This is a genomic window from Streptococcus fryi (genome assembly GCF_053206505.1).
Map to the genome: position 1 here is coordinate 1 of NZ_JBRUGW010000044.1, position 14,880 is coordinate 14,880.

12 protein-coding genes and 1 pseudogene are annotated in these 14,880 nt (G+C 39.9%); all 13 read right to left on the minus strand.

Annotation, left to right across the window (positions count from 1 at the left end; all coding sequences use genetic code 11):
- Nucleotides 1-4,798: GEVED domain-containing protein (locus ACVRZH_RS09190; RefSeq protein WP_447454996.1), on the minus strand; the 4,798-nt coding region annotated here is incomplete at its 3' end.
- 279 nt (nt 4,799-5,077) lie between these two features.
- Nucleotides 5,078-5,497: a F0F1 ATP synthase subunit epsilon gene (locus tag ACVRZH_RS09195; RefSeq protein WP_447454997.1), complete on the minus strand. Its 420-nt coding sequence runs from the start codon at nt 5,495-5,497 to the stop codon at nt 5,078-5,080.
- Between the two features lie 10 nt (nt 5,498-5,507).
- Nucleotides 5,508-6,914 (minus strand): F0F1 ATP synthase subunit beta, encoded by a 1,407-nt coding sequence (gene atpD / locus ACVRZH_RS09200; RefSeq protein ID WP_447454998.1) that lies wholly within the window; start codon nt 6,912-6,914, stop codon nt 5,508-5,510.
- Between the two features lie 108 nt (nt 6,915-7,022).
- Nucleotides 7,023-7,901, minus strand: coding sequence for a F0F1 ATP synthase subunit gamma (locus ACVRZH_RS09205; protein WP_447454999.1), 879 nt, complete (start codon nt 7,899-7,901; stop codon nt 7,023-7,025).
- A gap of 11 nt (nt 7,902-7,912) precedes the next feature.
- Entirely contained in the window at nt 7,913-9,421 is a 1,509-nt protein-coding gene (gene atpA / locus ACVRZH_RS09210; protein WP_447455000.1) for a F0F1 ATP synthase subunit alpha, read from the minus strand.
- A 14-nt stretch (nt 9,422-9,435) separates the two neighbouring features.
- The gene (locus ACVRZH_RS09215; protein ID WP_447455001.1) at nt 9,436-9,972 is read right to left on the minus strand and encodes a F0F1 ATP synthase subunit delta; all 537 of its coding nucleotides are present in this window, start codon (nt 9,970-9,972) and stop codon (nt 9,436-9,438) included.
- Nucleotide 9,973: 1 nt separating this feature from the next.
- Nucleotides 9,974-10,477 carry a F0F1 ATP synthase subunit B gene (gene atpF / locus ACVRZH_RS09220; protein ID WP_447455002.1) on the minus strand — a complete coding sequence of 168 codons (504 nt, stop codon included), beginning with the start codon at nt 10,475-10,477 and terminating at the stop codon, nt 9,974-9,976.
- A 21-nt stretch (nt 10,478-10,498) separates the two neighbouring features.
- Complete coding sequence (gene atpB / locus ACVRZH_RS09225; RefSeq protein WP_447455003.1) at nt 10,499-11,194, minus strand: F0F1 ATP synthase subunit A; 696 nt, start codon at nt 11,192-11,194, stop codon at nt 10,499-10,501.
- A 40-nt stretch (nt 11,195-11,234) separates the two neighbouring features.
- Complete coding sequence (locus ACVRZH_RS09230) at nt 11,235-11,435, minus strand: F0F1 ATP synthase subunit C (protein ID WP_447455004.1); 201 nt, start codon at nt 11,433-11,435, stop codon at nt 11,235-11,237.
- A 792-nt stretch (nt 11,436-12,227) separates the two neighbouring features.
- On the minus strand, nt 12,228-12,719 hold the full coding sequence (locus tag ACVRZH_RS09235; protein WP_447455005.1) for a UCP033725 family protein: 492 nt from the start codon (nt 12,717-12,719) through the stop codon (nt 12,228-12,230).
- A gap of 16 nt (nt 12,720-12,735) precedes the next feature.
- Nucleotides 12,736-13,794 (minus strand): hypothetical protein, encoded by a 1,059-nt coding sequence (locus ACVRZH_RS09240; protein ID WP_447455006.1) that lies wholly within the window; start codon nt 13,792-13,794, stop codon nt 12,736-12,738.
- A gap of 76 nt (nt 13,795-13,870) precedes the next feature.
- Entirely contained in the window at nt 13,871-14,251 is a 381-nt protein-coding gene (locus tag ACVRZH_RS09245) for a hypothetical protein (protein WP_447455007.1), read from the minus strand.
- An 8-nt stretch (nt 14,252-14,259) separates the two neighbouring features.
- A pseudogene (locus ACVRZH_RS09250) lies at nt 14,260-14,880 on the minus strand (hypothetical protein); the annotation flags it as partial.

Below are 14,880 nucleotides of genomic sequence, written 5' to 3' on the forward strand. Positions count from 1 at the left end.
ATGTACCAATCTCTTTGCCAGTTTCATCAAGTGCTGGAACTGTCTTCTCATCAGTTGGTTCACCTGTTTTTGGATCTACCAATTTAGCTGGGTTCTCTTCTGAAAGTGTTACTGGTACTTTATCATCGCCACCTTTGAAGGTTGGTGTGCCTTCTTGTGGTTGACCTTGGATGCCAGTTGTTTCTTTTGGAGTACCTGTTGGTGTCACTGGTGTTACTGTTGGTGTGTATGTTGTTTCGGCAACTGTACCATTAGTATCCTTAGCTTGAACCTTAACAGGATCTGGTGTTCCTACAAAGTCTGGATTTGGTGTGAATGTCACTGCACCTGTTGCTGGGTCGATAGTGTATGTACCAACTTGTTCACCATCTTTCATTGCTGGAACTGGATCTGTTGTTGGTTGACCATCTGCTCCCACCAATTTAGCTGGGTTTTCTGCTGAAATTGTTACTGGTACTTCTGGTGAACCACCCTCAAACGTTGGTGTTTCAGTTTGTGGTTGACCTTGAATACCTGTTGACTCAGCTGGATTACCAGTTGGTGTCACTGGTGTTACTGTTGGTGTGTATGTCGTTGTTGTTGGTGTACCATTCTCATCAAGAGCACGTAAACTTACTGCTGGAGCTTCACCTGTGAAATCTTTTTCAGGCGTAAAGACAACACCAGTTGCTTCACCTTGATCATTCTTAGTAAGTGTATATGTTCCAACTTTCTTACCATCTTTTAATACTTCAACAACATCTTGTGGCTCACCTTCAGCATTTAACAATGTTACTGAAGTTTTATCAATTGGAACTTTTGAGTCACCTTCATTAAAGTTGACTGTGTTCTCTTGATCAGCAGGATTGTCTGAACCAAATGCAATAGGAGCTGTTTGAGGTTTACCTTGAATATCAGATGTTACTGCTTCTTCAGATGTCGGAACAACAGGAGTAACTTTAGGTGTATAAGTTGCTGTGGCTGGTGTACCGTTTGTATCTTTGGCTTCAACTTCAATTCCTACAACTGGTACATCTCCCGTATAATCTGGGTTTGGTTTGAAGGTTACTTCACCAGTAGTTGGGTCGATAGTGTATGTACCAACTTGTCTGCCATTCGTATCTTTAGCTGGCAATGTAGTCTCATCTGTTGGCTGTCCAGTAGCTGGGTCGATTAACTTAGCTGGATTATCAGCTGAAATAGTTACTGGAACTTTATCATCGCCACCTGTAAATGTTGGTGTACCTGTTTGATCTACACCTTGAGGACCTTCTGATGTCGCATCCTTACCAACTGGTTTAACTGGGGTTACTGTTGGTGTGTACGTTGTTTCAACACGTGTACCATTCGCATCACGAGCTTCAACCTTCGCTGGAACTGGTGTTCCTACAAAGTCTGGATTTGGTTGGAATGTGATTTCACCTGTTGCTTCATCTACGCTATAAGTACCAACTTGTTCACCTTCTGCATTAAGCGCTGGTAATTCTGTTACTGGTTGACCTTCTGCATTAACTAAGCGAATTGTTGTGTTATTAATTGGAGCAGATGGATCTCCCTCTGTAAATAATGCCTTACCATCAGTTTTTTGCGCTTGACCTTGAATATCTTCAGTTGTTGCTGGTGTTGCTGTTGGTGTCACTGGCTCAATGCGAGGTGTATATGTAGCTTCGACAGTTGTTCCGTTTGTATCGGCCGCTCTAACTTTAACTGGTGTTACTGGACCTGTATATTCTGGAAGTGGTGTAAAGACTACATTTCCATCTTCAATTGTGTATGTTCCCTGACCTTCAACAGTCACAGATGTTGCAGGAGAACCATTCGCATCAAGAAGTGTTACAGAATTTGGATCAATTGTTGCAATGCTTCCTTCTTCTGTACCTTTCTTGAAGTTGAGAGTCTTGTCATTTGCTTCACCTTTATCTGCTTCAAATACGATTGGTGATTTTTGAACTTGACCTTGTTTTCCTGTTGTTTCAGAGTTTTCTGCAGTAGGTCTTACAGGAGTTACTGTTGGTGTGTATGTCGCTGTTTTATCAATGTTTGTTGTAGTACCATCATCAGCTGTTAACACAGATGTTTGTTTCACAGTAACTGGTGTAGCAGTACCTGTAAAGCTTGGTTCTGGAGTAAATGTCACTTGACCAGTTGTTGGATCAATTGTATAAGTTCCTTCACCTGCAACTGTCTTAGTTGTTTGACCATCATCAAATGCATATGATGTAGAAGTAATGTGAGAATTATTATCAATACCAAAGTCTAATGTTTTACTTTGTGGTTTACCTTGCACATCTTCTGATACAGCATTTTCTGATGTCGGAGTTACTGGTGTAACTTCAGGAATGTATAATGAATCCCAGTTAGCTGCTAAGATACCAGTCTCATTATCATTAGAGAAACCATCTCCTTTATTCCAGTTTGAATCTTTACCATTGGCATCTGTTGTACGAACAACAACACCTTTTGCTTGACCAGTAAAGCTTGCCACTGGTTTAAATGTAACTGTAGGGTTATTAGCAGGACCTGAAATTGTATATGTCCCTTGACCTGGTTCTGTATATGATTGAACAAGCTGACCGCTAGTTGGATCAACAATACCTACAGGTGCACCAGCTGGAATTGTATTGGCACCAACATTTTGAGAACGAACCTCTACGTTTGGTTCAATATATGCACCTCTAGCTGTGAAAGTCAAATCAGCTGTTTGTGTTGCACCTTGTGTTCCTGTCGTTTTTTCTTTACTTCCTTTTGGACGACGAACAAGCATCACTTGTGAATCTTCTACTTCACCTGAACCAGCGTATCCAGTAGGAGTATTAACATCGGCACGAGCACCTGCGATACGCACACGAAGAGCTAACTTAGATACTTCATCAGGTAGAGTTGTTAAATTAAGATTATTCCATGTTAAGGCTACAGTTGACTCATTAGCTCCTGAGATTGTCTTAACACCAGCAGCTTCATTTGGTTGGAAAACGCCGTCGTTGTTAAAGTCAATCCATGCATTTAGATAAGCATCTGATGGACCATTTGCATTAGCTACAATATTTAATGTATAAGAGCTAGACCCTTCATCTACAACCTCATAAAGACCATTAGCTGCTAATTGGCGCTCACCTTCATCAGATGATGTATTGTTTTCGACACCAACTTTGTCATCATCACCATAGAAGCCACCTAAACGTTCTGCGTCACCCACACGGTCAATATCTGCTTTAACACGACCAAGCTGAGGAACTTGACGCTCTTGATTCTTTTGGTTAATATTACGAACACCGTGAGTGGCTTCACCATAACTTTCAGGCGCATCAGAACGGTCTTGGATAATTACACCAAAGATAATGCTTTGCTTACCAGCCGAGTTAATATAAGTACTAAACTCAGTAACATTACTTGAAGTAAAGATTGGCACAGAAAGTGTTAAGTTTGCACCGGGGTCAGGGTTCCCTGGATAACTGTAAAAGTATGTATAGAAACCACCGATGACCTTGGTCCCAAGACCAGCATTATCATTTGGGTTGACATAGGCTTGTGGGTTTGGGGTTTGCCCATCTGGGTAACGTCCACCTGCTACTACTCTTGTTCTAGTATCTAGTGGATAATTGGCTGGATCACTGGCTGAACGAACACCATCATTATAAACTGAAGGCGTATGTTGCATCCAACGTTTTTTGTTACCGACATTAAGCTCCCCTAATAAATCCCAGTTAGTACCGTTGGTAACAGCGTAAATCATCTCACGGTTGGTCAACTGCTCACCATCTGTAAAGAAGATGTCTACTGGTTTCTTAATACCATTAACGATAGCATGAACTTCGAAAGTCGCACCGATATCACTACCATCCACACTTGACCCTAAACGGTTTTTGGGGTTTATATCATCTCGTGCACCATTATCAAAACCATTTGCCCAGTCAGGGAAGTAAGTTTCTTGGTTTTTAGCAACAAAACCATCTACATCACCTCTATGGTTAGCATTAGTTGCTTGAGGATTATAGACTGTAGTCGCATAGTTTGTATTGTTCAGGGCATCAATTTTTTCCGCCATTGCACGGTATTCTTCTGTCGCACGGAATGGTTGTAATGATTTGACTTTAAGTTCAATTACATAGCCAGGTGCAATCTCTGTTCTAAACACATTTCCAACTTGGATACGACCAGCTGAGTCAAGAGAACCTTCAGCGGGAGCTGAAAAATCAAATAAAGCTATTTGCTCACCAAACTTGTTAGGCTTAGAAAGATTTTCACTCTCAGGCATGACTGGTTGAGTCGCTAAAAACTCATCAACTGGTACAGAGTTTCTAGGTTTTGCATTATCCTCAGTTGGATCATAAGGCTGTCCCAAGTTTTGTTCACCAGCTCTGAAACCAGTACCTGTCGGAATTGCCTTGCCTGCATTCTCTGGAACAGGCATTGCTGACGATTCTGGTCTAACAGATGGTTTAACAGGATAACCAACTGTTGGTTTTTTTGCTGGCTTAACTGGCTCTGGAGTTTCAGCTGCTTTTTCTTCCGCTGGGAGTTCTACTCCTTTTGGCTCTTCAGTTACAGGGGGTGTAACCGGCGTAACTGGCGCCTCAGCTACAACTGTTTCTGGCTCAGCTGTTGTTGGGGCAGCAGCTGATTCTGAAGCCTCCGGTTCAGCTTCTACAGCTGTGATACTATCTGTAGCTGGGGTTACACCAGTATGCTCAGCGGCTTGTACTTGATTAGCATTTGCAAATGCCATAAAGACCGTACCGATAAGTACTGACGCAGCACCAACTTTGAATTTTTTGATAGTAAAACGCTGTTTAGTTTCACTATGCTTATGATGTTGCATATTTTTCTACTTTTCCCCTCTCCCCCTGTCTCGTCAAGGGGAAAGTGTAATTAGTATATGTATAATTTATATACCTTATAATTTTATCACATGATAGTGTTCATGTCTACTAATTTAGCCCGTCAACACTCGATTTTTTTCAGCTGACCACACTAGTTTTTATCATAGTTTGTATCCTTTTTCGATAAACCACAATCCTCTTGCTCACCTAAAAACACCTTTCATAGTTCAATGTTGTAGAGTTGAACTATGAAAGGTGTTTGATAAGCTTTTCCCATATTAGCGATGACTACTCACACTAATACGGTTGATCGCTCTTTGAAGAGCTACTTTGGCACGACGAACCTCGTCGGCACTATGTTCACGTGTTGCTGCTTCAAGCATACGTTCGGCACGTAACCTTGCCCTTTCGGCACGGCTAACATCAATATCACGTTCACGTTCAGCAGAGTCAGCAACAATAGTGACTAGATTATGCTTAATTTCGATAATGCCTCCGTTAACAGCAATCCAGTCTACATGCTGTTCATCATCAACACGTCTAACTTTAACTTCATGCACCTCTAAGGGAGCAATCATGTTGACGTGGTTGGGCAAAATCCCCATCTCACCTGACTTGGTATGCACCAAGACAAAGGCAGCATGGTGGTCATACTTAATGCCGTCTGGAGTGACGATTTGTACAGTCATTTGTTCCATCAGTCACCTCTTAGTAACTCATGCGTTCAGCCTTGGCAATCACATCTTCAATAGGACCAACATTGCGGAAGGCATCTTCTGGTAACTCGTCGTGTTTACCTTCTAAAATCTCTTTGAAGCCTCTCACTGTCTCTGCTACAGGGACATAAGAGCCAGGTTGACCTGTAAACTGTTCAGCGACGTTAAAGTTTTGTGATAGGAAGAACTGAATACGTCTTGCTCGTCCGACAAGCACTTTCTCATCTTCTGATAATTCGTCCATACCCAAGATAGCGATAATATCCTGTAATTCACGATAGCGTTGCAAGACACGCTGTACTTCAGTAGCAACCGCGTAATGCTCTTCACCCACAATCTCTGGCGATAGGGCACGAGAGCTTGAAGCGAGTGGATCAACCGCCGGGTAAATCCCCATCTGTGTCAGACGACGTTCCAAGTTGGTTGTCGAATCAAGATGGGCAAAGGCTGTTGCTGGAGCTGGGTCTGTATAGTCATCAGCTGGTACATAGATGGCTTGAATAGAGGTTACCGACCCTTTTTGTGTTGAGGTGATGCGTTCTTGAAGTTGCCCCATCTCTGTTGCCAATGTTGGTTGATAGCCTACGGCAGATGGCATACGACCTAAGAGGGCAGACACTTCTGAACCCGCTTGGGTGAAACGGAAAATATTATCGATAAAGAGCAGCACGTCTTGTCCTTCTACATCACGGAAGTATTCTGCGATTGTCAAACCAGTTAAGGCAACACGCATACGAGCTCCTGGTGGCTCATTCATCTGCCCGAATACCATGGCTGTTTTTTCGATAACACCACTTTCTTTCATTTCCCAATACAAGTCATTTCCTTCACGGGTACGCTCTCCAACACCTGTAAAGACTGAGATACCTCCATGTTCTTGGGCGATGTTATGGATTAGCTCTTGGATAAGAACTGTTTTCCCAACGCCTGCACCACCAAAGAGACCGACCTTACCACCTTTTAAGTATGGGGCAAGCAAGTCGATAACCTTGATACCTGTTTCTAAGATTTCATTTGACGTTGATAATTCATCAAAGGCTGGTGCTTTTTTATGAATCGGATGGCGTTCTGCATCTTCTTCAAACGGTTGTTCCATGTCAATGGTATCACCAAGCACATTAAACACTCGTCCAAGCGTTTTCTTACCAACAGGGACACTGATAGGCTTGCCAGTGTCCAAGACTTCCAAACCACGTGTTAAACCATCTGTTGACTCCATGGCAATGGTGCGGACAACACCATCTCCGAGTTCGAGAGCCACTTCTAAAATAACACGCTGTTTACGATCATTATTTTTATATACAACTAATGCATTATTGATTTCAGGAAGTTTATCACCTGCCGCAAAAACAACGTCTACGACTGGTCCAACAACCTGAGAAATTTTGCCTGAGCTCATTTCCCTCTCCTTTTCATTAGATAATACACCCTAGCTGACCAATCAAGGCTAATTGATCGCCAAAGAGCATAAACTAATTCTTTCCTACTCTCACTTTACCATGCTAGGCTATTCCAAGGCATTTGCCCCAGCAACAATCTCTGTGATTTCTTGAGTAATTGACGCTTGTCTCGCTCGGTTGTACTGAATGGTCAAGTCCGAAATCACATGTTTGGCATTATCCGTCGCTGTCTGCATGGCAGTCATACCTGCAGCGTGTTCTGCTGTCTTGGCATCAATCAAAGCCCCATAAATCATACTTTCTGTTAACTGAGGCAATAATTGGTCTAAAATAGCTTCACGGTCAGGCTCTAAATCAAAGCTACCGACGTTTTCTTCGATAACTTCATCCACATCCAAATCGGTAATCGGAAGCATTTGCTGCACACGCACCTGACTAGTCAAACTGTTGACATGGTGGTTGTAGCACACATACAATTCATCAAACAGTTCATTTTGGTACATCTCAACCGATTGCGAAATAATACTACCAACCTGTTCAAATGTCAAGGGGTCTGCTAAACCTCTTAGTTCAAATAAAACTGGCATATGACGTGATTTGAAAAAATCTGCTCCGATACTACCAATCGCTATGATAGCATAATCTTCATCGTCTGGATGGTATTCACGGAAAAGCTCCATCATAGCCTTGAGAATTTTAGCATTATAACTTCCCACTAGACCTTTATCAGAAGTGATGACAATATAACCTGTCTTTTTAACAGGACGTGATGCCAACATAGGATTATCTGTCCCTGTTAACAATTCTGATTTTAATAAGTCAGTAGTGATTTGACGGATTTTAGATGCGTAGAGTTGGAAGGACCTCGTCGCTTGTTCAGATTTCACTAATTTAGCTGACGATACCATATGCATGGCACTCGTGATTTTACTTGTCTTTTCAGTAGACAAGATTTTGGTTTTGATTTCACTAAGTGAACCGACCATCTCACTCTCCTTTACTTAGCATAGCTACTTTGTTCTTTAAATGCCTCAATTGCTTGATTCAACGTTTGTTCATCTGGCAAATCTGTTGTAACACGAATCGTTTCAAAAATATCTGGGTAGTGAAGATCAAAGTATTCATACAAATCAGCCTCAAAAGCCAGCAAATCATTGACTGGTACACTATCCAAATAACCATGTGTCAAAGCGTACAAAATCAAGACTTGTTTCTCAACTGGAAGTGGTTTATGTAGCGGTTGTTTTAAGATTTCAACAGTGCGACGTCCACGGTTTAATTTTGCTTGTGTCGCAGCATCTAAGTCACTACCAAACTGAGTAAAGGCTTCTAATTCACGATACGATGCTAAATCCAAACGTAATGTTCCAGCTACTTTTTTCATCGCTTTGATTTGTGCTGAACCACCTACACGAGAAACGGATGACCCCGCATCAATAGCAGGACGGATACCAGAGTTAAAGAGACTCTCTTTTAAGAAAATCTGACCGTCTGTGATGGAAATAACGTTGGTTGCAATATATGCTGAGATATCCCCTGCCTGTGTCTCGATGAACGGAAGGGCTGTGATAGAACCACCTCCTAGAGCATCTGATACCTTAGCAGAACGCTCAAGCAGACGACTGTGTAGATAGAACACATCGCCAGGATAGGCTTCACGACCTGGGGGACGGCGTAGCAAGAGTGACAATTCACGATATGCAACTGCTTGCTTTGATAAATCATCATAAACGATTAAAACGTGTTTGCCGTTATACATGAATTCTTCTGCCATTGCAACACCGGCATAAGGCGCTATGTAAAGCAAGGGAGACGGTTGTGATGCTGATGCTGTCACAACAATGGTATAATCCAAAGCACCATAACGGCGCAAGGTCTCTACCTGAGTTCTAACGGTCGACTCCTTCTGACCAATAGCAACATAGATACAAATAATATCCTTATCTTTTTGATTGAGGATGGCATCGATTGCAATAGAGGTCTTACCAGTCTGACGGTCTCCAATAATCAACTCACGCTGACCACGTCCAATTGGTACTAGGGCATCAATTGCCTTAATCCCTGTCTGCATAGGTTCTTTTACGGATTTACGTTCCATAACACCTGGTGCTTCTGATTCGATAGGTCGAGTCTTATTTGTTTTAATGGGACCAAGTCCATCAACAGGTTGTCCCAATGGATTAACAACACGTCCTATTAAGGCGTCACCAACTGGTACTTCCATGATTTTGCCTGTACGTTTGACGGTATCTCCTTCACGGATTCCAGAATAATCACCTAAAATAATGATACCAACATCATTGGTCTCTAAGTTTTGAGCCATACCATAGGCACCATTGTCAAAAAAGAGCAATTCACCACTCATGACAGAATCTAAACCTTCTGCACGAGCAATCCCATCTCCGACATAGGTGATGATCCCTGTTTCTGTGACGTCAAAAGTTGGCTCAAATTGTGTTAATTGTTTCTTAATTAAGGCTGAAATTTCTTCGATATTTATAGCCAAGATAACACCACCTTCTATCTCATAATCTGTTTTAATTCTTGAATTTGATGTTTAATACTCGCATCAATCACTTTATGGTTAATCTCAATCACAAAACCACCCAACAAGGACTCATCAATGACTTCTGTCACTGAGCGGACACCCAAACGTAATTGACGTTTAACGATACGTTTGACGGCAGCCATCTGGTCTTCATTGAGAGGGACAACGGATTTGACCACCATGTCAAACTGTCCCATGGTGTATTGAGATGTGTAGAGAATCTCTTGAAAGATATCATAAACCAAGGCGTAATCGCGCTTTAACACCACCTCATCAATAAACTCTGATAAGATACTTGAACCTTGTTCTTTAATCACATTAAGGACATTTGTCTTTTCCTCATCTGATACAAGAGATTGTGATAAAAAGTTATCCAGAGATTGTTGTTCAAACACTGTGAGCACGGCTTGGATTTCATCTAAAAATGTCTGTAACTGTCCTTGTCCCTCAGCTTGTTTGACGAGTTGACGAGAGTATTTTGATATCTTTGTGAGTTGCTTTGTATCCATACTACTCTCCTAATTTTTTCAAATAGCGGTCAATCAAAGCACTGTGCTCCTCACGCGATAATTCTTTCATCAAAATTTCTTGTGCCAATTCGATAGATAAAAGGGTCACATCTTCTTTCATACCTGCTAGGGCAGCCTGTCTTTGTTTCTCAATATCTTTTTGTGCTTTTTCTTTTAACTGATTAGCCTGTGTTTCAGCGTCAGCTACAATACGATGACGCATCGTTTCGCCTGATGTTTTAGCTTCAAGAAGCATTTTGTCTGCAACCTTACTAACATCATCCAATTGTTCTTTACGTTGGTCAACGAGTTTATCTGCTTCTTGTTTCGCTGCTTCAGCCATTGCCAAATCACCTGAAATCTTATCAGCACGTTTATCAAAAATAGCAGTGATATTTTTCCAAGCAAAAAGACGAATAAGAACGAGTAGTAAGACAAAACCACCTGTTACTGTGATAAAATTTCCGATTTGCACTCCAATGGAATGCCCAAAGAATACGTTCATAAATTACCTTCCTCAACTTTTCTAATGGTCTTTAATCTTATTAGCGATATACATAGAGGTCAACAGAACAAATACATAAGCCTGAAGACAGGAAATAAAGACTGAAAAGGCTAACCAAATAACCATTAGGATAAACGAGATTGGCCACCAAACAGCATGAACCTGACTAAGGTTCAAAAGGAGACCAATCAAGATTTCACCAGCAAAAATGTTACCATAAAGACGAAGCGCCAAGGATACATAGCCTGGAATTTCTTCGAGGAGGTTCATGGGTGAAATAAAGGATTTAAAGTTGTTTTTAAACCCTCTGATACGAATACCTTCCATGTGACAAACAAAAGCTACAATTAATACCAAACCAAAGTCATAACCCATATTGGCTGTCGGTGACGTCCATAAGGTTTGACCATGACTGTTCTGAATGTGAGTCATCAAGCCAAGATTATTAGCAACGACTAAAAATAAGAACATGGTAAACAAAAAAGGCATATAGCGAGGTGTGAACGTTTCTCCAAGACTACTCTTAGCAACACCAAAAACAAAGTCATAGAGGTATTCTAAAACATTTTGTTTGCCAGAAGGCTTGAGAGACATTTGCCTACTTGCCCAAAAGACAAACGAAAAGACGACCAAAACTGTCAACAAAGTCATGGCCAAAATTGTGAGGTCAAACGAAATTGGACCCAAAGTTACCATTGGATTTGAATGAGTTTCCAAAAGGTCTCCTCCTTTCCTTGTGTTACATCGTCAAATGTGTCTAATTCAACACAAATGCCATTGCAAGCGTTACGAAGAAGGTACCTTCCATGAAAGCAATCCCTAGGAACATCAATGGGCGTAATTGGTCTAACAATTCTGGTTGGCGGGCTGCTGATTTCATCATTGAACCAATCATCACTCCTTCACCAACTGCAACACCTAAACAGGCAATCCCAAGTGCCAAGATTCCTAAACTCATTATCATTTCTCCTTTTATAATTTTTTTACCAAGCTAGTATAGTCCTATTTTTCACTATTGTCAATGAAAACTCGGTTTTTCTTGGTCCTTTTTGAAACTTTCCTGACATTTCTGAAAAAAGTGTCCGATGATCTCCGAACATTCTCACAAAAAGAAACTGATACAAAAGTGAAAACAAAAGTACAAAAAGCGAACACACTAAAATTTCTAAACAATAAGAATACTGTGAGGTTCGCTTTTCTATTAGTTATCAATTTGAAAATGTGATGATAAAGAAACTCCAAATTAATACGTTATCGTCAACAGTAATCGAAACCCTTCTGGATTCTCTACTAACCACATGCTCATAAATAGACCTTACTTTACCATGTCCTTGGTAACCGATTAATTCACCATTTCCCAAAGAATCTAATTAGATAATCAGGTATAGCATATAGAGGTATCTCCTTTTTAGTAAACTCTTCTCCATGTCTGGAAATGATATGTTCTAGCACTACTTTTGAATGCCCTTTTTTTCTAGCCAAACCACTTTACCAGAAGAATCTTTTCCAACAACAATTGCTTCGTCTGGATTATATTTAAATTATTTTCTACTCCTTTCGCTCCAGCTAACAAAGATATCATCCTAAAATATAACTACCGACCTTATTAACTAAGGTATATCACTTGGCAGTTGTCTTTTCAGCCTCTGTCGCCGGTTGACCTGTAAATGGATTTAGTCCTGTATCATTGACTATGAGCAGTCAACTTCGTCATAAGACATATCAAGACCTAATGTCAGGACGTTACAAATTACAATTCACCCTTCACAATCTCTTCAAGATATTCATCTAATTCATCACCAACAAGTATTGTTTCCTTAAGCCCTCGGTCTGAAAATCTGCCAAGCGGTGTTTCAATAACCTTTAAGGCCTCAATATCTTCTCTGTATAGGCGTTTCGTATAATAAAATTTATCTGTTCGTTCAAATCCTAATTGTTCTGCAAGTTCTCCTTCTGTAAAATCAAGAATAACTTCATAGTGATTTTCAGAAATTGCCAGAGGATTAATAGCGGTGTGGAGATGGTACCAACGATTTTTAAATTGAACATTATAGGAGATTCTCCAAATGTACGATAAAGACACCTGTGAAACCACCTTAGAAAAAAAATCTTCTGCTCTATTTCCCCAAGGATCAACATAATCGTGAAACCCATCATCCTTAGTATAGCTATATAAAACTACATTCATAGTTTTTTTTTCAAATTCAGCTGTATAGCTTTTATTTTTATAAATTGCTTTCATATCTTTATCCTCTATTCTATGGTTTTAGCTCAATCCAACCATTTTGTTGTGTATAGCCATACTTTTGAACAACCTCTCCAGATTGACTATTGTAAACAGTAATGGTATCACCAGTTTGATATTGATATTCTACATTCTTATGAATTTTAAATTCTGGCAACACAATATTCTCAGACCCAGTAAACCCTCGCCCTGTAAAAGGGTATTCGTCAACTTTAGGATCTGATAAGGGAATATCTAGGCGTGCTTTATGATCCAAATCAAAATTGATTTTAGCATAAGTTTCATCAAGACCTGGATGATAAGGTGTGTTATGATAATCAAGTCGATTACCCTCAAAAACCTCGTACAACGTTTTTAGACTACTTGAATGCGAATCAATAGAAACAAAACCTGATACAGTGTTATATTGACTCCCATGTTTCACAATCCCCTCAACATAGCTAGATGGAATAATTTTTGCCATTCTTGTCCCGTTCTCTGGCAAACCGACTTGCAAACGAATATCCCTGACAATTGCTGTTTGTTGAGGTGATAATACCGAATCCGCATCTGTCAAACGAAGAAAATCATCAACGGTATAGCCACGTCTATTAAGTACGCTAGAAACATCATCTGCAGTATAAAGAGGTGTCGCAGCTCTGGAACCAGAACTTGTCAGTTCCGAAAAATCAATAAATGCCCCAATCACAGAAGTAGCCATTGTCGAACTACTTTTTACCCAGCCATAATGTTTAGCAACAAGTTTCTCACTCTCTGTCGCAGCTTGTCCTGTAAAAGGATTTAACCCTTTTTCATTGATATGAGCATTCAATTTTTCCATAAACTGTGGATCACGCCAGTCAATTGGCTCTTTAGCCATTAACTGCTCAAAGCGATAGTATAAATAATCTATTCGAGCCTTTTCTTCTTTATCAGCCAAAGCATAACCCAGTTCTAGGCCTTTTCTCGGAAGAAGAACACTAATTTTAAGATTTGTAATGTCAAGCAACGACATTGCGTCTATTTCTGACTTATCTTTCAAAGACAGATTAGCAAACATTGTGTCAAGATGTTCTTTTTCTTGTAGGCTCATCTGACGCTTTTTGCTACATCATTATTCATAAACTAGTTAAAGATATCACCATGAAAGTTCGCATGAAGTTTTAAATTTAAAAATATGTGATATCAATACTGCTAATATTGCTGCGTGAGTTATAATTCGATTCTATTTGTCCCCATTCATAAATACTATCTATTTCAATATTAAACATTGTTAAAATTGTATCATGACGTATTTTTCTCTGGACTTCTTGTTCAGGTACGATAGAAAAATCATTAATAATCAACGAAACGGAATGCAGTATTTCTTCCTTAAAGAATAAACTTATAATAAAAGTTTCATTGAAGATTTTTAGATTTCGAAGATAAAACACCCTTTTCGAATCTTGATTAGAAAAATAATTAGTTTGCCTAAAATCCTCAAATGTCATGCCTCTAAATAGACATAAACCTTCCTCAAACATAACAGTCCCTATATTTTTATCAATCATTTATTACCTCACTTTAACTTCACATTCCCAACTTCACGAACGAGTTCGTCAGCTATTAATTTATCAATATCAGGAACAAATACTTGTGGTAACTGACCTTTTCCAAATTGCGGATTAGCTTCCACTATGCCATATGCTGCATCTACCTCAGCTTCAAATACATAAGCTCTCATTGTCTTTCTATATCCAAAAATAGGATGCTCCTCAACTTGTAAGCCTTCAAAAAGTTCTTTAGAATCTAAACCAGAATTCATAACAGCTGATTCTGTTGTAAAATATTCTGTACCTCCTGGCTCACCTCTAAATAATACTACTCCTTTTTTTAGCTTTATATTTCTATACTTATCTACACCTGGATATTTTCCACTTCCTTGAAAACTTTGAGCCTTCTTTGTCGGAGAATTATCTGAATCAACAGCAATTTCATAACCAATGTCACTTAATTGATAATTTGAAGAATTAGAATAATATTTCCCAACCACCTTCGGCCCAGCCAACAAAGAAATCACCCCTAAGATATTACTGCTCAGCTTAACTGGTGTATATAACTTAGCAGTTGTTATTTCAGCTTCCGTTGCTGGTTTGCCAGTAAGGGGATTTATCCCAGTCTCATTGATATGAGCATTCAA